Source organism: Methylomicrobium agile (assembly GCF_000733855.1).
In the GTDB taxonomy this organism is placed as follows: Bacteria; Pseudomonadota; Gammaproteobacteria; order Methylococcales; family Methylomonadaceae; genus Methylomicrobium; species Methylomicrobium agile.
The window spans coordinates 2,392,086-2,413,804 of the sequence record NZ_JPOJ01000001.1 but is presented as its reverse complement, the minus strand read 5'-3'; the positions used below and the strand labels follow the sequence as shown (position 1 = coordinate 2,413,804).

25 protein-coding genes are annotated in these 21,719 nt (G+C 58.0%); 15 read left to right on the top strand and 10 right to left on the bottom strand.

Annotated features, from left to right (window positions below; all coding sequences use genetic code 11):
* Window positions 1-37 precede the first annotated feature (37 nt).
* Window positions 38-1,678, top strand: coding sequence for a glucose-6-phosphate isomerase (gene pgi / locus CC94_RS0111435; RefSeq protein ID WP_031430912.1), 1,641 nt, complete (start codon window positions 38-40; stop codon window positions 1,676-1,678).
* A 191-nt stretch (window positions 1,679-1,869) separates the two neighbouring features.
* On the opposite strand, the gene CC94_RS21505 is transcribed toward pgi, so the two are convergent.
* From CC94_RS21505 to msrB, 3 genes are all read right to left on the bottom strand, one after another.
* Window positions 1,870-2,187, bottom strand: coding sequence for a hypothetical protein (locus tag CC94_RS21505; protein ID WP_005369945.1), 318 nt, complete (start codon window positions 2,185-2,187; stop codon window positions 1,870-1,872).
* A gap of 451 nt (window positions 2,188-2,638) precedes the next feature.
* Window positions 2,639-3,946, bottom strand: coding sequence for a M18 family aminopeptidase (locus CC94_RS0111425; protein ID WP_031430908.1), 1,308 nt, complete (start codon window positions 3,944-3,946; stop codon window positions 2,639-2,641).
* Window positions 3,943-4,341, bottom strand: coding sequence for a peptide-methionine (R)-S-oxide reductase MsrB (msrB, locus tag CC94_RS0111420; RefSeq protein ID WP_005369942.1), 399 nt, complete (start codon window positions 4,339-4,341; stop codon window positions 3,943-3,945). The genes CC94_RS0111425 and msrB overlap by 4 nt, the downstream gene beginning before the upstream one ends.
* 152 nt (window positions 4,342-4,493) lie before the next feature.
* On the opposite strand from msrB, the gene CC94_RS0111415 reads away from it, so the two are divergent.
* The 8 genes from CC94_RS0111415 to CC94_RS0111380 all read left to right on the top strand — a co-directional run bounded on the left by CC94_RS0111415 (window position 4,494) and on the right by CC94_RS0111380 (window position 11,213).
* Window positions 4,494-5,069 carry a DUF2058 domain-containing protein gene (locus tag CC94_RS0111415; protein WP_005369941.1) on the top strand — a complete coding sequence of 192 codons (576 nt, stop codon included), beginning with the start codon at window positions 4,494-4,496 and terminating at the stop codon, window positions 5,067-5,069.
* Window positions 5,070-5,157: 88 nt separating this feature from the next.
* Window positions 5,158-5,499 (top strand): DUF2782 domain-containing protein, encoded by a 342-nt coding sequence (locus tag CC94_RS0111410; RefSeq protein ID WP_005369940.1) that lies wholly within the window; start codon window positions 5,158-5,160, stop codon window positions 5,497-5,499.
* 31 nt (window positions 5,500-5,530) lie between these two features.
* Window positions 5,531-5,692, top strand: coding sequence for a hypothetical protein (locus CC94_RS24090; RefSeq protein ID WP_005369938.1), 162 nt, complete (start codon window positions 5,531-5,533; stop codon window positions 5,690-5,692).
* Window positions 5,685-7,355, top strand: coding sequence for a gamma-glutamyltransferase (gene ggt / locus CC94_RS0111400; RefSeq protein WP_031430906.1), 1,671 nt, complete (start codon window positions 5,685-5,687; stop codon window positions 7,353-7,355). Before CC94_RS24090 ends, ggt begins: the two co-directional genes overlap by 8 nt.
* Window positions 7,356-7,386: 31 nt before the next feature.
* The gene (locus CC94_RS0111395; protein WP_005369935.1) at window positions 7,387-8,067 is read left to right on the top strand and encodes a 4'-phosphopantetheinyl transferase family protein; all 681 of its coding nucleotides are present in this window, start codon (window positions 7,387-7,389) and stop codon (window positions 8,065-8,067) included.
* Between the two features lie 136 nt (window positions 8,068-8,203).
* The gene (gene pqqD / locus CC94_RS0111390) at window positions 8,204-8,476 is read left to right on the top strand and encodes a pyrroloquinoline quinone biosynthesis peptide chaperone PqqD (RefSeq protein ID WP_005369933.1); all 273 of its coding nucleotides are present in this window, start codon (window positions 8,204-8,206) and stop codon (window positions 8,474-8,476) included.
* A complete protein-coding gene (gene pqqE / locus CC94_RS0111385) occupies window positions 8,454-9,581 on the top strand; it encodes a pyrroloquinoline quinone biosynthesis protein PqqE (protein ID WP_005369931.1) in 1,128 nt (375 codons plus the stop codon). The genes pqqD and pqqE overlap by 23 nt, the downstream gene beginning before the upstream one ends.
* Before the next feature lie 27 nt (window positions 9,582-9,608).
* Window positions 9,609-11,213: a tetratricopeptide repeat protein gene (locus CC94_RS0111380; protein ID WP_031430904.1), complete on the top strand. Its 1,605-nt coding sequence runs from the start codon at window positions 9,609-9,611 to the stop codon at window positions 11,211-11,213.
* Window positions 11,214-11,625: 412 nt separating this feature from the next.
* On the opposite strand, the gene CC94_RS21500 is transcribed toward CC94_RS0111380, so the two are convergent.
* The 5 genes from CC94_RS21500 to CC94_RS0111355 form a co-directional block, all read right to left on the bottom strand.
* Entirely contained in the window at window positions 11,626-12,144 is a 519-nt protein-coding gene (locus CC94_RS21500; protein ID WP_036303935.1) for a DUF2199 domain-containing protein, read from the bottom strand.
* A 59-nt stretch (window positions 12,145-12,203) separates the two neighbouring features.
* On the bottom strand, window positions 12,204-12,644 hold the full coding sequence (locus tag CC94_RS0111370; protein ID WP_031430900.1) for a PDDEXK-like family protein: 441 nt from the start codon (window positions 12,642-12,644) through the stop codon (window positions 12,204-12,206).
* Between the two features lie 240 nt (window positions 12,645-12,884).
* Window positions 12,885-13,457, bottom strand: a complete 573-nt coding sequence (locus CC94_RS0111365) for a UbiX family flavin prenyltransferase (protein WP_031430898.1) — start codon at window positions 13,455-13,457, stop codon at window positions 12,885-12,887.
* Between the two features lie 11 nt (window positions 13,458-13,468).
* The gene (gene pip, locus CC94_RS0111360; protein ID WP_031430896.1) at window positions 13,469-14,437 is read right to left on the bottom strand and encodes a prolyl aminopeptidase; all 969 of its coding nucleotides are present in this window, start codon (window positions 14,435-14,437) and stop codon (window positions 13,469-13,471) included.
* Between the two features lie 111 nt (window positions 14,438-14,548).
* Window positions 14,549-16,021: a helicase HerA-like domain-containing protein gene (locus CC94_RS0111355; RefSeq protein WP_005369924.1), complete on the bottom strand. Its 1,473-nt coding sequence runs from the start codon at window positions 16,019-16,021 to the stop codon at window positions 14,549-14,551.
* Between the two features lie 239 nt (window positions 16,022-16,260).
* Here CC94_RS0111355 and CC94_RS0111350 point away from each other — a divergent pair, with 239 nt between their 5' ends.
* From CC94_RS0111350 to CC94_RS0111325, 6 genes are all read left to right on the top strand, one after another.
* Window positions 16,261-16,560: a DUF6763 family protein gene (locus CC94_RS0111350; protein WP_005369922.1), complete on the top strand. Its 300-nt coding sequence runs from the start codon at window positions 16,261-16,263 to the stop codon at window positions 16,558-16,560.
* 18 nt (window positions 16,561-16,578) lie between these two features.
* Window positions 16,579-17,424 (top strand): P-loop NTPase family protein, encoded by an 846-nt coding sequence (locus CC94_RS0111345; protein ID WP_005369920.1) that lies wholly within the window; start codon window positions 16,579-16,581, stop codon window positions 17,422-17,424.
* 12 nt (window positions 17,425-17,436) lie between these two features.
* On the top strand, window positions 17,437-18,501 hold the full coding sequence (gene metA, locus CC94_RS0111340; protein ID WP_005369917.1) for a homoserine O-succinyltransferase MetA: 1,065 nt from the start codon (window positions 17,437-17,439) through the stop codon (window positions 18,499-18,501).
* Window positions 18,498-18,968, top strand: coding sequence for a nucleoside deaminase (locus CC94_RS0111335; RefSeq protein ID WP_005369915.1), 471 nt, complete (start codon window positions 18,498-18,500; stop codon window positions 18,966-18,968). The genes metA and CC94_RS0111335 overlap by 4 nt, the downstream gene beginning before the upstream one ends.
* An 81-nt stretch (window positions 18,969-19,049) precedes the next feature.
* Window positions 19,050-19,658 carry a hypothetical protein gene (locus CC94_RS0111330; RefSeq protein ID WP_005369913.1) on the top strand — a complete coding sequence of 203 codons (609 nt, stop codon included), beginning with the start codon at window positions 19,050-19,052 and terminating at the stop codon, window positions 19,656-19,658.
* A gap of 200 nt (window positions 19,659-19,858) precedes the next feature.
* A complete protein-coding gene (locus tag CC94_RS0111325; RefSeq protein ID WP_245549464.1) occupies window positions 19,859-20,260 on the top strand; it encodes a C40 family peptidase in 402 nt (133 codons plus the stop codon).
* 61 nt (window positions 20,261-20,321) lie between these two features.
* On the opposite strand, the gene CC94_RS0111320 is transcribed toward CC94_RS0111325, so the two are convergent.
* Window positions 20,322-21,068, bottom strand: coding sequence for a phosphate/phosphite/phosphonate ABC transporter substrate-binding protein (locus tag CC94_RS0111320; protein WP_005369909.1), 747 nt, complete (start codon window positions 21,066-21,068; stop codon window positions 20,322-20,324).
* A 12-nt stretch (window positions 21,069-21,080) separates the two neighbouring features.
* A complete protein-coding gene (locus CC94_RS0111315; protein WP_005369907.1) occupies window positions 21,081-21,557 on the bottom strand; it encodes a PAS domain-containing protein in 477 nt (158 codons plus the stop codon).
* Between the last annotated feature and the right edge of the window lie 162 nt (window positions 21,558-21,719).

Below are 21,719 nucleotides of genomic sequence, written 5' to 3'. Positions count from 1 at the left end.
ACTAATTCGGATTATTTAGATCTTGGAGTCCCTAAAAATGTCGTCATTGACTCATTCCAAAGCGTGGAGCGCACTCAAAACCCATTTTCAATACATTCAAAACGAATCGATGAGGGAAATTTTTAGGAAAGACCCGGACCGCTTCAAAAAGTTCTCCCTCCGGCTCGACGACATCATTTTCGATTACTCCAAAAACCGCATCCACGAAGAAACCATTGCCCTCCTCGTCGACTTGGCCGAATCGCAAGGGCTCAGGCAGAAAATCGAGGCGATGTTCACCGGCAAAATCATCAATATCACTGAACACCGCGCCGTTCTGCATACGGCTCTTCGTAACCGCAGCAACACCCCCGTGTATGTCGACGGCAAGGATGTGATGCCGGACATCAACCGCGTACTGGCCCAAATGCGCGCCTTTTGCGCAGCGGTCCGAGCGGGGGATTGGAAAGGCTATAGCGGCCGGGCCATCACCGATATCGTCAGCATCGGCATCGGCGGCTCCGGCCTGGGTCCCAAAATGGTGTCCGCGGCGCTGTCCCCTTACGGTTCGGATCGGCTCAAAGTCCACTATGTTTCGAATGTAGACCAAACTAATCTGGTCGAGGTGCTGAAACCCTTGTCCGCCGAAACGACCTTGTTCGTGATCGCCTCGAAAGTTTTCAATACCCAGGAAACCATGATGAACGCCCGGTCGGCCAGAAACTGGTTGACCGAGCGCTCCGGATCGGAAGCGGCGATTCCGAAACATTTCGTCGCGATCTCGACGCACGCGGAGAATGTCGCCCGGTTCGGCATCGATACCGAGAACATGTTCGAGTTCTGGGACTGGGTCGGCGGCCGCTATTCGCTGTGGTCGGCGGTCGGCTTATCGACCGCGCTGAGCATCGGCATGGATCATTTCGAAGAACTGCTGCAAGGCGCTTACGAGGCCGACCTGCATTTCCGCCATACGCCGTTCGACCGGAACATTCCGGTCATCATGGCCCTGCTCGGCGTCTGGTACAATAATTTTTTCGGCGCCGATTCGCACGCGGTGATTCCTTACGACCAGTCGATGCGCTATTTCGCGGATTACCTGCAGCAGGGCGACATGGAAAGCAACGGCAAAAGCGTCGATCTGGACGGCAATCGGGTCGATTACAGCACCGGCCCGATCATCTGGGGCCAGCCCGGCACCAACGGCCAGCACGCCTTTTTCCAGTTGATCCATCAGGGCACCAAGCTGATCCCGTGCGACTTCATGGCCGCCGCAAGCAGCCATTATCCTCTGCCGGAACACCATGACATCCTGATCTCCAATTTCCTCGCCCAGCCCGAAGCGCTGATGAACGGCCTGACCGAGGAAGAAGTCAAAGCCCGGCTGTCGCCCGAAGAACGGGAAGACCGGGTGCTGGTGGCCTCGAAAGTGTTCGACGGCAACAAACCCTCCAATGCCTTCCTGTATAAAAAGATGACGCCGAGAACGTTGGGTTCTCTGATCGCGTTTTACGAACACAAGATTTTCACGCAAGGCGTGATCTGGCATATCAACTCGTTCGACCAGATGGGCGTCGAACTCGGCAAGGTGCTGGCCAAGGCGATCCTGCCCGAACTGAAAAACGACCGGATCATCACCAGCCATGACAGTTCGACGAACGGATTGATCAATGCCTATAAACAATATAAAGAACGCGCCTAATCGTACGCACGCGTCACAGCGGCTCCAGCCGGTCCTTTATAGATCCGGAGAATGAAGGGAAGTGGAATAAACCGGAGAGCCTTAACCCCCGGAAACCGAATCGGGGTTTCTACCCTCTCTGAGCAAAAGGCAGGATATGCTCCAATATCCTGCCCGCACCGTTATCCCTAAATCTGGCGAACTACCTGAAATTATCTCTCGGTCTGCGGAAAGTTATAATCGCCCACCGGACGGGTAAAGGTAAATTTGTACGGATTCACGACGACCAGATCGGCAAATTTTTCGAACTGATTATGAGGCGGCTGGAGCGAGGTGATCGCGGTAAAAGGACTCATCGCAAGATAGAAACCGGTACCCAAAACGGTCGACACAAAACCGGCCGGACGCAGCACGACATCATATACGAAATCGGCGCCGCTCGGCTGGTTCACGACCTGCGGATCGTCTGCAAAAACAGGGGCCGACAGGGTCAGGGTAAAGCCAATGACGGCCGGTTTAATAAATTTCATACAATCTCTCCCAGGCTCTCAAGTTAATTTAAGATTAACGATGATAGCATTTTTCCGCTCACCATCCCATGCGGCCGAAAATAGAACGGATTAAGTCGACTTTAGGATTGGGCCGATCATAACTTCCCCCGCTCGCTCTCCCGCCGAACGTTTATCGTGATACCCCGCCGGCTTTGGGCCACACTCCAAAGGGCACAGACCGCTGTAGGGTACGCTGTGCGTACCTTCCCCCTCCCAATGGTACACACAGCGCACCCTACAACTGATAGGAACGATCAGGCGGCAGGCCGGGAGATTATTTTTAGCTACACCCTTTAGTGTATTGACCATAACACAATCCCAGCCAGAAGAGTGGAAAGTCAAATCAGCGCCTCCGGCATTCGTGTGGTGGACGCACTTCGCTTATCCACCACACGAGAAAGCCGGTTCAATTACGGACCGCCCCGTCGATTCAATCGCCTTTAAAGAAACGCTTCAATACCCGAATCATATACTCATGATCCAGCACGCCGACGCTCTCGCGGATGCTGTGCATCGCCCAGAGCGGGCAGCCGACGTCGACCGCGCGGATGCCCAGCTTTGACGAGGCGATCGGTCCGATCGTGCTGCCGCAGGGCAGATCGCTGCGGTGCGAATAGCGCTGGTAAGGTACGCCGGCTTCCTCGCACCAGTGGATGAAACGCACGGCCGAAACGCTTTCGGAACTGTAGCGGCGATTCGCGTTGAATTTGATCACCGGCCCCTTGTTCACGAGAACCTTATGGTCCGGATCGTAAGCCGACGCGAAATTGGGCTGATAGGCGTGCGCCATGTCGGCGCTGATCAAAAAGCTTCGGGCCAGCGCACGAGCCGCATCTTCGGCATCCGGCGAGACGGCGAGATTGATCCGCTGCAGCATATCGGTCAGGAAACTGCCGGCCGCGCCGATCGAGCTCTCGCTGCCGATTTCTTCGTGGTCGAAGAACGCGCAGACCAAGGTGCTGTCGGTCTGGCTCAGAATATTCTCGTCCAGCAGCGCCTGCAGCGCAGCATGGCAAGAGGCCAGATTGTCGAGCTGGCCGTTCGCGATAAACTCCTGATTGGCGCCCCAGAACGCGCCCTTCTGCGTATCGTAAACGGCCAAGTCCCAGGACAAAACCTGCGCCGCGCCGATGCCGGCGCCCTGCTCCAGCAGCGCCAGAAAATAAGGCTGCGGCAGCTGCTCGCCGGCCAGTTGCGCGAGCAATAAAGGCAACTCGTTCTGCTTGTGCAGCTTCAGGCCGTCTTCGTTGACGCCCCGGTTCATATGGATCGCCAGATTCGGCAAACGCAGCAACGAGCGCTCGAATCGTACCAGCGTGTGTTCGATCCGTTCGCGGTCGTCGACATAGCTGATCCGACCAGCCAGGCTCAGGTCGCGGTCGGTGAAAGTCGCAAGGATCGGCCCGCCGTAAATCTCGACCCCGAGCCGGACCAGTCCGTCACTGGCGGTCGCCGGATTCGGCCTGAGCCGAAGGCCGGGCGAATCGGTATGCGCGCCGACGATGCTGAAGCCCGCTTCGGCCGGCGCTTTCCGGCCGAGCGCGAACAGCACGATCGAGGAGTCGTCGCGCACCACGTAATAGCGGCCGCCCGGCTGCAGTTGCCACTTCGCGGTTTCATCGAGCCTTTCGAACAGAAACGCCTTGGCCGCCGTTTCGATCAAGGCGGCCGCATGCCACGGGCTCGGGCTGTTGTCGATGAAGTCCAGCAACTGCTGGGCGTGTTGCCTGGCGGTCATGATTTTTCCTGCAAATCCAGCGCCGCCGAATTGATGCAGTAGCGCAGGCCGGTCGGCTGCGGGCCGTCCGGAAACAGATGACCCAGATGCGCGCCGCAGGCTTTGCAGACGACCTCGACCCGGCGCATGCCGTGACTGCTGTCCGAATGTTCCGCGACGCTGTTTGCGGTCATCACGTCCCAGAAACTCGGCCAACCCGAACCCGAATGGTATTTGGTCTCGGAATCGAACAACGGATTGCCGCAGCAGACGCAGCGGTAAATTCCCGGCGTCTCGCAGTCCGTGTATTTGCCGGTAAACGGCGCTTCGGTCGCCTTCTGGCGGCAGATCGCGAACTGCTCGGGCGTCAGTTTGTCGCGCCATTGTTCGTCGCTATGATTCGAATTGTCGTTCATGAAGTATCCCTCGTACCTTGACTACCGATTCATTGTACCCGCCCGCGGCGGCATCGCAAAACCGGCCTGCCCGGTTCGTAAAACATCCCTTTTTGACATGACTCGGGACGCTTCTATAATGACATCCCAATGATGTCACCGGAATGTTGGATATGAGTCAAAAAAAATTATCGTTGCAGGAACAATTATTGAAGGCGGGCCTTGTCACGACCGCCCAGGCCAGGACCGCCAAGTCCGATAAGCATAAACAGGTTCAGCAGCAGCGCCATAATAACCTGCAGGCTGTCGATGAAGCCAAACGGCTGGCGCAGCAAGCGCTGGCCGAACAGGCCGAACGCGACAAGGAACTGAACCGGCTCAGACAGGAGCAGGAAGAGAAAAAACAGCTTGCCGCGCAAATCCGGCAATTGATCGAAAACAACCGTATCGCGATCGACGAAACTGCGATCGAGGAATACGACGACAGCCAGGCTTATCATTTTACCGACCGAAACAAGGTCAAAAAACTGTTCGTGCCGAAAGCGATGCGCGAACAGATCACCGGCGGCAAATTGGCCATCGTCAGACTGCGCAAACGCTACGAAGTGGTGCCGGTCGAGATTGCCGGAAAAATCCGCGAGCGCGACCCGGCCTGCGTGATCGTGTGGAACGATGCTTCCGCCGCGCCGGTCGAAAACTGCGACGATCCTTATGCCCAATACCAGATTCCCGATGATCTGGTGTGGTAACGCCCGGTGGTTCAAGCCGCGATTTATTTGCGGCCGATTCGTTCGACCGATTAAGATAACCCGATTTCTGACTTTGGAAACAACCGTCATGCGCCGATTCTTTCTGTTATGGTGTCTTGCTTTGCCGGCTTATGCGGTTGACGAACGCCCACCCAAGCTCGAAGAAATCCCTCAAGAAGTCCCCGAACCGCCAATGCCGGTGCAAAGCGGCGAAACGCTGGAACCCGACATCACGATCATCCGTAAAGGCAAGAACACGATCCAGGAATACCGTCAAGGCGGCCGGCTCTATATGATCAAAGTGATTCCGGACATCGGCCCGCCCTATTACTTCATCGATTCGGACGGCGACGGACAGATGGACGTACAGGGCAATGACGGCGACCGGGGCAGCCAGATCAACATGTGGAAGATTCTGGAGTGGGATTAACGCCTTCGTATCGGTGGATAAGCGATCGTCGATGAACCTGAGAATCAAGCTGTTGACCGTGCTAATCCTGCTGACCGTACTCGGCATCGGCCCGATGCCGGTCACCAGCGTGATCGGCATCTATGTCGTGCTGTTCCGTCCGGCATGGTTCAAACGCATGGTGATCGAACTGTATGACGAACCGGATGCTTAAACCGAAGCGTCGGGCCTGCCTTTACGCCTGCCTGCTGTGCGTTGCGGCGCCGCTGCGTGCGAATCCTTCTTCCGAACCACAAGCTGCCATCGCCAGCGCGCACCCTTTGGCGACCCGCGCCGGTTTCGAAATCCTCGCCAAAGGCGGAAACGTGTTCGATGCGGCCGTCGCGGTCAGTGCGGCGCTCGCGGTGGTCGAGCCTTCCAGCTCGGGGCTGGGCGGCGGCGGTTACTGGCTGCTGCACCGCGCAAGCGACGGCTTCGAAACGATGATCGACGGCCGTGAAAAAGCGCCGTATGCGGCCCATCAGGACATGTTTCGGAACCGTCCGAACGTCTCGACCGACGGCGCGCTGGCCGCCGCGATACCCGGCCTGCCGGCCGGGCTGGCGCATTTGGCGGAACGTTACGGCCGCCTGCCGCTAGCGGTTTCGCTCGCGCCGGCGATCCGCCATGCCGAGAACGGCTTCGCCGTCGGCCATAAATTCCATAAACTGCTCGCATCCCGGCAGCCGGTGATCCGCCGCTTCCCGGCCGCTTCCCGCATCTTCCTGCCCAAAGGCAAATTGCCCGAGCCTTTCTCGATTCTGCGCCAGCCGGATTTGGCCGAAACGCTCAAACGGATCGCCCGATCGGGCCGGGACGGGTTTTATCGCGGGAAAGTGGCCGAAAAACTCGTCGATAGCGTCAGAGCCGCCGGCGGCATCTGGACCGAAACGGACCTCGCATCCTACCGGATCGTCGAACGCCGGCCGGTCAAAGGCGAGTACCGCGGCATCAAGATCACCAGCGCCGCGCCGTCCTCGTCGGGCGGCATCGTGCTGATCGAAGCCCTGAATGTGCTGTCGGGTTACGATCTGCAAAAGGCGGACGAAACGGCCCGCACGCATCTGATCGTCGAGGCGATGCGCCGGGCCTATCACGACCGCGCCTTGTACCTCGGCGATCCCGATTACGTCCACCTTCCGGTCGAGCGCTTGCTGGATGCCGATTACGCGGCGGGACTGCGCAGCACGATCCGCTTCGACAAGGCGCTGCCGAGCGCGATGCTGACCGGCGAGCCTGAGCAAAACACCGAAGCCGCCAACACGACCCATTTCTCGATCATCGACCGGGACGGCAACCGGGTCGCGGCAACCTTGAGCATCAATTTGCCTTTCGGTTCCGGCTTCGTCGCGGCAGGAACCGGCGTGCTGCTGAACGACGAGATGGACGATTTTGCCAGCGGCCCAGGCACCGGCAACGCCTTCGGCCTAGTCGGCGGCGCGGCGAACGCGATTCAACCCGGCAAGCGAATGCTGTCGAGCATGACGCCGACTTTCCTCGAAAACGAACGCGGAGTCGCGGTGCTGGGCACGCCCGGCGGCAGCCGGATCATTTCGATGGCGCTGCTCGCGGCGCTCGACTACGCGGAAGGCCACGATCCCCGTTCGTGGGTGAGCCTGCCGCGCTTTCACCACCAATACCTGCCGGACGCCATCCAGTTCGAACCCGATGCGCTGAGCCGCGCCGAGCTCGATGCCCTCGCGGCGAAAGGGCATCGACTCACGGCTCTGACCGAACGTTACGGCGACATGCAGGCGGCGCTCTGGAACAAAAAAACGCGCGCGTTGAGCGCCGGCAGCGATCCGCGCGGCGAAGGGCTGGCGCTCGTGGGGCCTTGATGATCCATCCCCATCCGGCCGTCTACCGCTCATGAGTAAACATTCCCTGGACATCTGGCTCGGCCGGCTCGCCGCCTCCCCTGCCGATCTCCCTTTTTACCGGAGTCTTCTCGACCGCGAGGAGAGAGTCCGCGCGCAACGGATCAGAATCCCGCAAAGACAGGATTATTATGCCGAGACCCATGCCCGGCTGCGGCTCCTGCTGAGCGAAACGGTCAACGCCGCGCCGACGCAACTCCGCTTTTCCCGCAATGCGCACGGCAAGCCCTTTCTGGCCGATTTTCCCGACGTCGCCTTCAACCTGTCGCATACGGCCGACCGGCTTGCTATCGCGGTCGTCCGACGCTGCAGGCTCGGCATCGATATCGAGACCTGCAAGCCCAGAACCAATCTGTCCGCCTTGGCCGCTAAATGCTTCGGCGCCGAAGAAATGGCCTATTGGCAGTCCCTGCCCGAGACGGAGCGATTGGCTGCCTTTTATTATTTCTGGACCCGCAAGGAAGCTTTCGTGAAAGCCGTCGGCCAAGGCATCAGCTTGGGATTGCAGCATTGCGTGATCAATCCCGCCCACCCCACGGGAATGCTGCATATACCCGCCTCGTGCGGAGCTTCCGGCGACTGGTCGCTTCACGATCTCGACATCGGCGACGGTGTTCTCGGCGCAGTCGCCGTAGACGGACCGATTGCGGCGATGACTGTCCGGACGCTTTAAATTCGGTCAGGGCTAGTCGAATCATTTGACATTTCCGTACCGGCAAGTATGCTTCCCGTCTTCGGCAAGAGTATCCCTTTCATAAAAAACTTTTTTCATTGCCTCCCAACCACCGTACTGGCTGACTGAATACGACATGACGATCAATCCGGACCTGACACTCAAATTTTCTCCCCTACACCGCCTGCAATGGGAAGAAGCCCAACAAAAATTCGTCATTCTGTATCCCGAAGGCATGGTCGAACTGAATCTGAGCTCGGCCGAAATCCTGAAGCTGTGCGACGGCGCGCACAACCTCGGTCAGATCGTCAGCGAACTGGAACAGAAGTTCGCCACCTCCGGTCTGACTAACGACATTACCGCTTTCCTCGACATCGCGCTCAACAATGGCTGGATCCAACAACCTTAAACCCACCCCGCCGCGCTGGCTGCTGGCGGAACTGACCTACGCCTGCCCGCTGCAATGCCCGTACTGCTCGAATCCGGTCGACTACAGCAAGTACCCTTCCGAGCTGGGTACCGAGGACTGGAAGCGGGTGCTGTCCGAAGCCCGCAAAATGGGCGCGGTGCAACTCGGTTTTTCCGGCGGCGAACCGCTGACCCGCAAGGACTTGGCCGAACTGGTCCGGCATGCGCGCGGGCTCGGCTATTATTCGAACCTGATCACCTCCGGTTACGGGATGACCGAAGAGAAGATCGTCCAATTGAAGGAAGCCGGACTCGATCATATCCAGGTCAGCATCCAGGCCAGCACCCAGGAACTGAACGACCATATCGCCGGCACCGCCTCTTTCGAGCATAAGAAGAAGGTCGCGCATCTGGTCAAGAAGCACGGCTATCCGATGGTATTGTGCGTGGTGATCCACCGCGAGAACATCCACCAGATGCCCGAAATCCTGGCAATGGCCGAAGAACTCGGCGCCGATTATCTGGAACTCGCGAATACGCAATACTACGGCTGGGCGCACGTGAACCGCGACTTGCTGATGCCGACCAAGGAACAGTTCGAACAGGCCGAGGCGATCGCGCAGGCGTTCAAGGAAAAAGTCGCGGGCAAGATGAAGATCTACTATGTGGTGCCCGATTATTACGAAGACCGCCCGAAAGCCTGCATGAACGGCTGGGGCACCACCTTTTTGACGATCGCGCCGGACGGAATGGCGCTGCCCTGCCACGAGGCGCGCGTGCTGCCCGGCCTCGACTGTCCGAACGTGAGAGACTACAGCATCGAGCAGATCTGGAACGAATCGAAAGCGTTCAATTTCTTCCGCGGCGACGCCTGGATGAAGGAGCCGTGCCGAAGCTGCGACGAAAAACACAAAGACCACGGCGGCTGCCGCTGCCAGGCGTATCTGTTGTCCGGCGACATGTACGCGGCCGATCCGGTGTGCAGCAAATCGCCGGATCACCACCTGGTCGACGAGGCGATTGCCTCGGCGAGAAACAGCGCTTTGGCGACCGACGAAAAACCGTTGATCTTCCGGAACAGCAAAAATTCGCGTCAGTTGGCCTAACCGTCCGCAACGTTAAAGCAGATTCCCGTGAAATCCCAACCGAAGCCTCAAAAACAGCCCCAACCCGCCGAACTGCAGTCGCTGCATCAACTTTACCAAAGCGGCCGCCTGCAGCAGGCCGAATTGATGGCGCAATCGCTGCTCGCGGCGTATCCGAAAGCGCCGGTGCTGTACAACGTGATCGGTCTTTGCCAGCAACGGCAGGGAAAATTGAAAGAAGCGGCGGCCAGTTTCCGGAAGCTGGTGGCGATCGATCCCGGTATCGCCGAAATTCATTTCAATCTGGGCGTGCTGCAAACGCAATTGAACGATCCGAAAGCCGCGGTCGCCAGCTACCGCAAGGCGCTGCAACTGAAACCGGCATTGCCGTCCGCCCATTTCAATCTCGGAGCGCTGCTGCAAGGCCAGGGATTTCCGAAGGAAGCGGCACAGCACTACCGGAAGGCCGCCGATCTGGAACCTCGCTTTTTCGAAGCGCATGGCAATCTCGGCACCGTACTCCAGCAGCAGGGAAAACTGGAAGAAGCCAAGCAATGCTACCGCCAGGCTCTGGCGATTCATGCCGATGCGCAAGGCCGTTTCAACCTCGGAACCGTGCTGTACGGACTGGGACGTCATCAGGAAGCGATCGAAGAATTCGGGGAAGCGGTGAATCTGGACCCGCAATTCGCCGATGCCTGGAATTCGCTCGGCGAAACCCTGCGCGACCGCGGCGAGATGGAAGAAGCGGTGCGCTGCTATGAGCGGGCGCTGGCGGCACAGCCGGAGCACGGCCGCGCCCGCTACAATCTCGGCGAGACGCTCTGCCTTGCCGGACGCCTGAACGAGGCAATTTCCCATTTCGATGCCTCCGATTTTGCGGACAGCAAGGAGCGGTCACTGCAATGCCTGTACAAAACCGGCCAGTTCGAACGCTTCAAACAGCGCTTCGACGAGCTGACGGCCACGGCCCCGCACCGTTCGGTATTGCTCGGTACGCTGGCGTCCCACTACGCGGCCAATTTCGAAGCGCCGAACAGCTATAACTTCTGCAAGCAGCCGATGGACTATGTGCTGCATACCCGGATCGAAGCACTGGCCGCCCCCGAAAGCCCGCTGCTGCAGGAACTCCTGGAGGACATCCGGCATCTGGCGATCGCCGAACGGAAACAGGGAAGACTCTATTACGGGATGCAGTCTGCCGGGAACTTGTTACTGCGCTCCGAACCCTCGTTCCGGAAACTGGCCGCGCTGCTTCGGCAAAAGGTGACGGAATACCGGCAGCACTTCGCCGCGAGCAGTGAGGAAATCATCCGGGCGTTTCCGCGCCGGATCGAATTCGCCAGTTCCTGGTACCTCAGGATGAACCAGGGCGGCTACCTGACTTCGCACATCCATGAGGAAGGCTGGATCAGCGGCTGCGTCTACCTGAAGCTGCCGGACAAACAGCAGGGCCACGAAGGCAGCTTCGAATACAGCACCGACGGCGACGATTATCCGAGACTGCACGACCATTTTCCGAGCCGGATCGTCGACCAGCAGGTCGGCGATCTGGTGCTGTTCCCCTCTTCCCTGTTCCACCGAACGGTTCCGTTTCAGTCGGATCAGGAACGGGTCTGCGTCGCGTTCGATATAAAACCCTCCGACATGTAAGGTACGCGTAGCGTACAATCCCTCCCAAGGCGCATACAAGCCTCCGATCTTTACGCCAAAGGTCCAGCACCCGCCCGTCCCGTTAACCATCGCCGCGAACGAGCCCGATTATAAGTTTGCTCGAATATTTTCCATATTTTCTATGCCCCTATATCATGTGCGATAACCCCGACATAACGTTTCACAACAGTGAAGATTTATGCTCACGGTTGAATAAAGTAGGCTTTCAATTGGGTAGCGGCTCCAGATTATCGCCATAGCGAAGCAAGATTGCCACCTGACGTCGGGCAACGATAAAGCTGTTGCCCGACCTACCCGGCTGAGTTAAGCCGCACCGCTTTGCGGCGGCGGCAATGCCACAATCATAGAGGCTTTGCCGACGCCGCGAAGCGGTGTCGGCTTGAACGAATTGTTAGGCACCAGGCTCGTCATGTAATGCGCTATGAATCAATTCATGCGCACGTGCCATGGTGATTCCTTGCTTCTGGTCAACTGTAAGAGGGTGATGCTCTTCGATGATCTCGATTTGAGGCCGATCTCCCACCGGGCGGGTATGCATCATTGCTTTGATGTTGATCGTGTTTGGGTAGCCCGGGATTTGATTGTTGAGCCAGCTAAAGTACGGCGGTTCTGACTCGCGTCCTTCAGTTCTCCACAGATCGCATGCGCGGTCAAAGTTGCTTTGAGAAAGTGAGCCCCAGACAGACCATATGAGCGTCTCATTGCTACCAGTAATTGGCACTTCGATGTTGCCAAGAATGAAGAAATCCTTTCCGTCTACTACGCACTGATCTGAGCCTCGATCCACGTGCGCACTAAATTCTTCAGGGGACAGTCCAGAAATACAGGCTGGCACTGGGGAAATAAAGGCGGTTGGCATTTCATCGTGAAATGCGCCGCAGCAAGAGCAGTGATAGCCATGATCTTTCATCTGGTGCCTAACGCCTACATTAAGCCGCGCCGCGTAGCGGCGTCGGCTTGAATGAATTGTTAGCGCTCAGCAAAGAGATGCCAAGCGTTCTCAAAGCCTTGTTCTTGCAAGATGCGCCAATTAAACCCTGGGAACTTTGGATCTAGAAACCAGTGCGTGAATCTCTCAGGCTCATTTGCAAGTGTAGTGCCAGGCACAATGAAGTACTGAACCGCCTCGCCGGGCTGATTGAGGACAACAAAGACGTAAACGTGGGCAGGCTGAATCTTGTTATGCGAAATGGGAAAGACGTTCTTCTTGCGGATTGCCTTGACCTGAATTGTAAAGTTGCGACCCGTGTCCGGGTTGTGCGCAAGCAAATCAATTGCTTTGGCATTGCCGAAAGTGATGGATGTCTGAATCCCCCGCTTCAACAACTCGGCAGCTACAAACAGTTCGCCAGCTAAGCCAGTGATCTGGCCGTCGGCTCGTTTCGGCTTTGGGGTCACGGAATCATTCATATGAGCGCTAACTACAATTAGCCATCCTAAATGACGCAAAACATTGCGTCAAAGGGTTGCCTAAAAAGTTCTCTAAAACTAAAATTCTAGTTAAATCATTCATGTGCAGAAATTTAGCATATTCTAAAAATCATGCAAGATCGATCAAAAACTGTTTCTGGTCAGTCGCCTATAAGTGGCCAGCCCAAATTCTGGCGCCAAGACTTAAAAAACGCGGGATTTAGTAAACGCACCGCGTATCTACAGCCCATCCCAGGGTGTGTACAGGCCATCGACATTCACCCCAAACAGATCAAGCACCCGCCCAACCGTCTCATTTACCATTTCCGCCAACGACTCCGATTTGCTGTAAAACGCAGGCATCGGCGGAAAGATGATGCCGCCCATTTCGGTGACCGTCGCCATGTTTCGAATATGCATCAGGTTCAGCGGCGTTTCGCGGGGCATGATTACCAGGCGCCGCCGCTCTTTCAGCACCACGTCGGCCGAACGCGAGATCAGGTTGTCGCCGAAGCCGTGCGCGACCGCCGCCAGCGTCTTCATCGAGCACGGCGCGATGATCATTCCCTCGGTCTTGAAGCCGCCGCTGGCAATGGTCGCGGCAATGTCGCCGATTCCGTGCGTCACATCGGCCAGCCGGCTCAAATCGGCGCGCTTCATGCCCATCTCGTGCTTCAGGTTCACGACCCCCGCATCCGAGACGACCAGATGCGTTTCCCATTCCGGCTGCGGCTTGAGGTGCTCCAGCATCCTGACCCCGTAAACCGCGCCGGTCGCGCCGGTCATCGCGATGATCAAGCGTTTTTTCGGCATCCGAGCCTCCTTCATGTTCCGGCCGCCGCACCGGCCGCGAGCCGCTCCGCGAACCGGTCGGTAGCGGACAGCAAGGCGTCGATCATCTCGTCGCTCTGGGCGATATGACCGGCGTTGGGCAGTACGGTCATCTCCGCCTCCGGCAATGCCCGGTGCAGGCTGAACGCGGCTTCGATCGGGCAGACCAGATCGTTGCGGCCGTGAATGATCACGGCCGGAATGTCCCGCAGTTGATCGCAATGGTCCAAAATCCGGTTTTCCTCGATGAAATAGCCGTGCTCGGCATAATGCAGTTCCATCGCCGCCTGCAGCACCATCTGTTCGGTCACATGGCCGCTTTCATCCGCCTGAAACGCATTGCCGAGCGCCACCTGCGCGCTCCAGGCCGACCACTCGCGCGCGACCCGGCGCCGGGCAACTTCATCCTCGCCCGTAATCGCATGGCAGAGCCCCTGCAGCAGATTGATGCGGTCGCGCGAAGGAACGCTTTCATAGAGGCGCTGCCATTGTTCGGGATAGATTTTCCCCGCGCCGTTTTTCAGAAACCAGTCCATATCCGTCTGCCGGGCCAGAAAGACGCCGCGCAGGATCATTCCGAGCACGCGCTCCGGATGCTGCTGGGCATACAGCAGCGCCAGCGCGGCGCCCCACGAACCGCCGAACAACAGCCATCGGTCGATGCGCAAATAGGCGCGAATCCGCTCCATGTCATCGATCAGATCCTGCGTGGTGTTGTTGCCGATTTCACCGAACGGCTTGGACTGGCCACAGCCGCGCTGGTCGAACAGGATGATCCGGTAACGCTCGGGATCGAAGAAGCGCCGATGGTCCGGCCTGGTGCCGGAGCACGGACCGCCGTGCAGGAAAATCACCGGAATACCGCTCGGATTGCCGCTTTCCTCGACGTAAACCGAATGCGCACTGCCGGTTTCAAGATAAAAAGTACGGTTGGGATTGATCTCTGAATACAGTGTTTTCATGCAGTAACTGAGCGAATGCCTTTTTGCGTAGGGTACGCTGCGCGTACCTTTTTTCAATATTGAAACGACCATCAATAATGGTACGCGCAGCGTACCCTACTTCGGCTTGAGTCAGCGCCGCCCGCCCAGCAAAGAGCCCAACACGCCGCGCACGATCTGTCGTCCGACCTGGCTGCCGATGCTTCTCGCGGCGCTTTTGAGCAGTGCTTCGGTCGCAGTTTCGCGACTGCGCGGCTGACGCGCGGGAGCGGAACGTTTGCCGCCGATCCGGTCGGAAATGTCCCGCAAATCTTCCGCGCTGGCCACTTGCGCTTTCTGTTTGAGCATTTCGTAAGCGGACTCGCGGTCGACGGCCTGTTCATAGCGCCCCTTGAAGGGCGAGCGGTTCAGCATTTCCTGGCGTTGTTCCTCGGCCACAGGCCCGATCTGCGATTCGGGAGGACGGATCAATACCCGTTCGACCGGCGTCGGAGCGCCGTCCGTATCGAGCACCGACACCAGCGCCTCGCCTTTTTTCAGTTCCAGTATCGCGGTTTGGGTATCGAGGGAGGGATTGGTGCGGAAAGTGCCCGCGACGCTTTTGAGGGCCGCCTGGTCTTTCGGCGTAAACGCCCTGAGCGCATGCTGGATTTTGAGTCCCAGCTGGCCGAGAATTTCCTCCGGGATATCGAGCGGATTCTGGCTGATAAAATAAATCCCCACACCTTTCGAACGGATCAGCCGGACGATCTGCTCGATCTTGTCGACCAGCGCTTTCGGCGCCTGATCGAACATCAGGTGCGCCTCGTCGAAGAACAGCGCCAGCTTCGGCCGGTCGGCATCGCCGGCTTCGGGCAGATTCTCGTACAGTTCGCCCAACAGCCAGAGTAGAAAGGTCGCGTACAGGCGCGGCGACTTGCTGGTCAGTTCGGTGGCATCGAGCAGGCTGATCACACCGTTGCCGGAAAAGTCGGTTTTCATGATGTCTTCGAGATCCAGCGCCGGCTCACCGAAGAAATGCTCGGCGCCCTGCTGTTCCAGCACCAGGAGCTGCCGCTGAATCGTCCCCAGGCTCGCGGAAGCGATCATGCCGTATTCGGCCTGCAATGCCTTCGCATGCTCGCCCATCCAGATCAAAAGCGCGCGCAAGTCTTTCAGATCGAGCAGCAGCATCCCGTTGTCGTCGGCGATTTTGAAGGCGCTGTACAAGACGCCGCTTTGCGTGTCGTTCAGTTCCAGCAGATTGCCGAGCAACAGCGGGCCGATCTCGGCGATGGTCGTACGGACCGGATGGCCGGTCTTGCCGAACACGTCCCAGAACACCGCCGGATTGCCGCGTGGCTGGAAATCTTCCAGGCCGACCTGTTTGACGCGTTCGCCGATCCGCTCGCCGGCCTGGCCGGGCAGCGCAATGCCGGACAGGTCGCCCTTGATGTCGGCCAGAAACACCGGCACGCCGATCCTTGAAAACCCTTCGGCCAGAACCTGTAGGGTCACGGTCTTGCCGGTTCCGGTCGCGCCGGAAATCAGCCCGTGGCGATTACCCATCGCGGCATTCAAGAATACCTTGACGCCGTTCTGCCCACCGATAAATAATTTCTGCATGTGAAACCCGCTGAAGAGTCGTAAGTGTGCGCATCCTAGCACAGCCCCACCTTGCAAGAAAGCAACACTTCCTCTACAGCTGGCGAAAACTGTCGGCCCGGTTGAACTGAAGCCGGGCAGGACGCATCCATATCGTCATCAACGGAACGATGATTGCGCTGTCGGTCAGGAGCGCGATTGAAATCCTGCCGTTTTTCATTCAGATACAGCACAAACTCAATTTATCGGAGGTAACTCGCATGGCAACCGTGGCAGATCCCATCGTCGGAAACTGGTACAAAGATTTGGAAAACAATCTGACTTTCAAGGTCATCAATATCGAGGAAGGCGAAGATTCGATCGAGGTCCAGTATCTCGACGGCGACATCGGCGAATACGACCATGAGAGCTGGTATAATTCGACCTTCGACTATATTGAAGAACCGGAAGACTGGAGCGCCCCTTTCGACGACCTCGAAGACGACGATCTGGGCTATACCGACCTGGACGAACATCGGCGCAACCCCGATGACATCGATTTCGAGGATTATTTGGACTGAAGCGGGAAATAAAACTTTATGAAAATGGACCCCCAGGAATTCCTGGACTGGGAAACGAAGCGGATTACCTTGCTGGCGATGTCCGGCGCCGGTAAGACCACCCTCGCCAACAAACTGCCCAAAGCCAAATGGTTTCATTATTCGGGCGATTACCGGATCGGCACCCGTTATCTCGAAGAACCGATCATGGACAACATCAAGCGCCAGGCGATGCATGTGCCTTTCCTGCGCGACCTGCTGCTCTCCGACTCGATCCGGATCAGCAACAACATCACCGTCGAGAATCTCGCCCCGGTATCGAGTTTCCTCGGCAAACTGGGCAATCCCCAACTCCACGGGCTTCCCCTCGAAGAATTCAAGCGCCGGCAGAAGCTGCATCATCAGGCCGAAATCTGCGCGATGAACGATGTGCCGGACTTCATCCGCAAGGCCGAGGATATCTACGGCTACAAGCATTTCATCAACGACGCCGGCGGCAGCGTTTGCGAGCTCGACCGCCCCGAAGTGCTCGAAACGCTGGCCAAGCATACGCTGATCGTCTATATCGAAATCCCCAAGGATCTCGAACAGACGATCATCCGGCGCTCCAAGACCGACCCGAAGCCGCTCTATTACCGGGAAGCCTTTCTCGACGAGAAACTCGCCGAGTTCATGGCGCTGAAAAACTATCCGTCGACCGAGGCGATGCCTCCCGACGAATTCGTGACCTGGGTATTTCCGGAATTGTACCGGTCCCGCCTCCCGCGCTACCGGGCGATCGCCGACCGGTACGGCTATACGGTCAATGCGCACGATGCGGCCAAGGTGCGGAACGAAGACGATTTTATCCGGCTCGTCGCCGCCGCGATCGCGGCTCGGCAGTGAGGGATTCGGACGATGCCCTTAGTCGCCCATACCGATTTACCGACGTTCGCCCGACTCAGGGAGGAAGGCGAAGAAATCCTGGAAGTCGACCGCGCCAGCCGACAGGACATCCGCGAGATGCACATCGGCCTGCTGAACATCATGCCGGATGCCGCGCTGGAGGCTACCGAACGGCAATTCTTCCGGCTGGTCGGCGCCTGCAACCAGATCGCGCAGTTCCACGTCCATCCGTTTACGATCGACGGCCTGCCGCGAGGCGAAGCGGCGCAGGCGCATATCGCCCGCTATTACGAGCCGTTCGAAAAAATCAAGGAGGACGGCCTGGACGCGCTGATCATCAGCGGCGCGAACGTGACCCATCCGCACCTGCCCGAGGAAAACTTCTGGCAACCGTTGACCGAGGTGTTTACCTGGGCCAAGGAAAACGTCACTTCGGTGCTGTGTTCGTGCCTGGCGACGCATGCCTTGATCGAGTTCTGTTACGGCATCGAGCGCACCCGGCTGCCGGACAAGCGCTGGGGCGTTTTCTCGCATCGACTGGTCAATCGTTCGCATCCTTTGGTCGCCGAGATCAACACCCGCTTCGACGTGCCGCATTCGCGTTTCAATGAAATTTTTCGGAAGGACATGGAGGCAAAGGGACTTAAGGTGCTCGCAGTCAGTCCGGATGCGGGCGTGCATCTGGCGGTCAGCCCGGACGGATTCCGGGTCGTGTTCTTCCAGGGCCATCCCGAGTACGACGATATCAGCCTGCTGAAGGAATACAAGCGCGAGGTCCTGCGTTACTACCGCGCCGAAACCGACGGCTATCCGCCGTTTCCGGTCAATTATTTCACTCCGGAAGCGCAGCGCGTCTTCACCGACTATCGGGAGCATGTGATCGCCGCACGGCAAGCGGGCTCTCCTCTTGACGAGTTTCCGGAAAACCAGGTGCTTGGCACGATCGACAACACCTGGCGCGATACGGCCAGAGCGGTATTCGACAACTGGCTCGGCAAGGTATATCAGCTGACCAATCAGGATCGCCGGCTGCCGTTCATGGACGGGATCGATCCGGACAATCCGCTGGGTCTATGACGCATCAAAAATTTTTACAGCAGGCGATCGATCTGGCGGTAGAGAATGTCGAATCGGGACAGGGAGGCCCTTACGGCGCGCTGATCGTGAAGCGGGGCGAGATCATCGCGCGTAGCGGCAACCGGGTCACCCGCCGCCTCGATCCGACCGCGCACGCCGAAATCATGGCGATTCGGCTTGCCTGCCGGAAACTGCAGGATTTTCAGCTGACCGACTGCATCCTTTATACCAGCTGCGAGCCCTGCCCGATGTGCCTCGGCGCAATTTACTGGTCCAGGCTGCACAAGGTTTACTTCGCCTGCGACCGACACGATGCGGCGGCCGCGGAGTTCGACGACAGCTTCATCTATGACGAGTTGGCCGTTCCGCCCGCCGAGCGAAGGATCGCGATGCTGCGTCTCGACCTGCCGGATGCGTTGCGGCCGTTCGCTGCCTGGACGCAGAAAGGCGACAAGGTGCGTTACTGACCTGGAGGCATTTTTCGTTCGATTCCGCCTCTTGCGCATAAAACCTTGTCGGGGGTTACCGCTATTACCTGGAGGTTTCGAATGATTACGACAACCCTATCGCCGCGGATCTTTCTTTATCCTCTAAAAGAAAATCCGGCCCGCTTCGCGGGCTTGTTCGGTTTGTTGTTCCTATTGAACGGCTGCCAGAGCGGCCCACCGCCGGAAAAAGTAGCCCAGGCGTTCTGGGAAGCGATGGCGCAAGGCAATCCCGAAATCGCCAGAACTTACACGACTCAGGTTTCTCAATACCTGGTCACCCAGCAACCCGAACTGGAACAGGCATCCGTTCGAACCGGGGCCGTCAAGGTCGACGGTGACAACGCCAGGGTGGCGACCGTCCTGACGCTGAAACCACCCGATCACAGGACGGTCGCTTTCGATACCGTACTGGCCGAAGAAGACGATCAATGGAAAGTCGAGTACCTGCAGACGATGAACAACTTTCTTCATCTGCCGTTCGGAGAGATTTTCAAAAGCCTGCAGGGAATCGGCGAGGCGATCAACAGGAACCTGCAACAGCATCTTCCGGAACTTGAAGAGCAGCTGGAAGGCTTCAGCGACGGCTTGCTGCAGCAACTGGAAGACTTTCGCCGCCGTTTGGAAAAGTCCGTTTCGCCCGAACCGCCGCAGCGGGATCGAACGATTTAATCACGCCACGTACCTTTGGGAGTATTTATGCGTCATTTTAATCAACGGGTCTATTTTTAAAGTGCATAAAAATACGAGCGGGTACGGTGAAACATCAGACTGACTTCCTTCCAATCGCCCTCCCTCCCCAGCCGGCGCTCGCGGCAGTTTTCGCCTTGCTGGCCGCCTGCTCGAGCGCGCCGAAGATGCCCCCCGCCCCGATGCCCTCACCGGCTGCGCAGGCGCATCTTCCGCCGGTTACCCGCTATGCGCTGAGCCTGGTCGGAGCGCCCTACCGCTACGGTGCGGCATCACCGGGTGAGGGCTTCGATTGCAGCGGCTTCGTGCGCCATGTCTATCAGCGGCACGGCATCCTGTTGCCGCGCACGGCCGGAGAGATGGCCGGAGCCCTGCCCCGCGCCGATGACTTGCGCTCGGGCGACCTGGTCTTCTTCAACACCGACGGCGGCGCGTTTTCGCACGTCGGCCTGTTCGTCAGCGGCGACCGGTTCGTGCACGCCGCCAGCCGCCGAACCGGAAAGGTGCTGGTTTCGAGCCTGAACAATCCCTACTGGCGCAAACATTTCACCGGCATCCGCCGGCCGGCTGCCGGTGCGCATTGAGCCTCCCGGCCGGAAGGCTGCCGGTCCTCGGGAAAAATCCTCCGGAGAACCTCTCAAGCGCTCAGAGGGTGAGCGTATCCATCAGGTCGATCATGAACTCCATTTCTTCGTCATCGACCTTTTCCCAGGCCCTGAAACCGAGGCTTTCCAGCACGCCCCGCCCTTTTTCGTCTCCGGTCATGCCGAGCAGGCATTGCTGAAACTGTTCGCGCTTGTCCAAAAGCCCGGGGCCGATCATCAACGAGTGATGGATCACGCTGATCTGGCTGCGCACCAGGATTTTCAACTGTTTCTTGATCATCTCGGAGAGGCCGTCGTAAGCCTCGGCCAGGAAGATCCCGACATCGGCCTCGCCCCGTAGCAAATGCTTGGCGACCTGGACATAGGCGTCGCACGGCATGCTTTGCATATTGCCCACATCCAGATCGCCCGGTTCGAGCATGATCATTCCCATCATCTTGACATCCGGATCGTCGGTAAACGCCAGCCGGATACCCGGCGTCAACTCCGCCGCGTCACTGACCGGATTGCTCGCGGAAACCGCAATGATCGCCTCGTCGGATTCGCCTACCGGCTTGGCCAGCGGCAGAAAACCTTTCTCTCTGACCAGCATTGCCGCGTCGTAAGGATTCGCATAAATCAGGTTGACCTTGTCCTGGCTGATCGCCTCGCGTTGGGCGTTGAAACCGTTGTACATCTCCAGATGGATCGCGACGCCGGTTTGCTTTTGCAGCCACGTGTTGAAAATATACCAGCCGGACAAGTGGTCGGGCGTAAAATCAGGACTGACGGTAAACAGAAACGACATAGGATTTCCTGATCAAAAAAGTGTCGGATAAAGCGCGATGCATTCTTCCACCTTCGTGCGGGAAGGCTTCCGGCGCACGGACGTATAACCGACGACCACGCCTTTGCGGATATTCGGAACCACGGTCGCCTTAACCCAGTAATAGCCGCCGTCCTTGCGCAGGTTTTTGACGAAACCCTGCCATTTTTCACCTCTTTCGACCGTATCCCACAAATCTTTAAAGGCGGCGGAAGGCATGTCGGGATGCCGCAGTATCGAATGCGGCGCCCCGATCAGTTCTGCCTCGGTATAGCCGGACATATCGATAAATGCCTGGTTCACATGGGTGATGATGCCGGTCGGATCGGTTGTCGATACGATCAGTTTGCCGTCCGGATAAGGGGTTTCGATCCCGGTATAAAACACTTTACGCTGCATGCCGCCGTACAGATTCAGTACGGTTTCCCGGAATTCGCCGACAATGTCCCGCGGATTCATATCATTGATCATAATAGTCTCCCAACCACGACCTCCATTTGATAAAATGACGAAAAAACCGCCGGCTCTCTGTACCCGCTGCCTATCGGGCCGGCATCCGGCGCAGCCTGCCGGGTTCGAACAAAACGAATAGGACCCGCTATAAACTCTATCGTTCATAGGGTTATTGATACG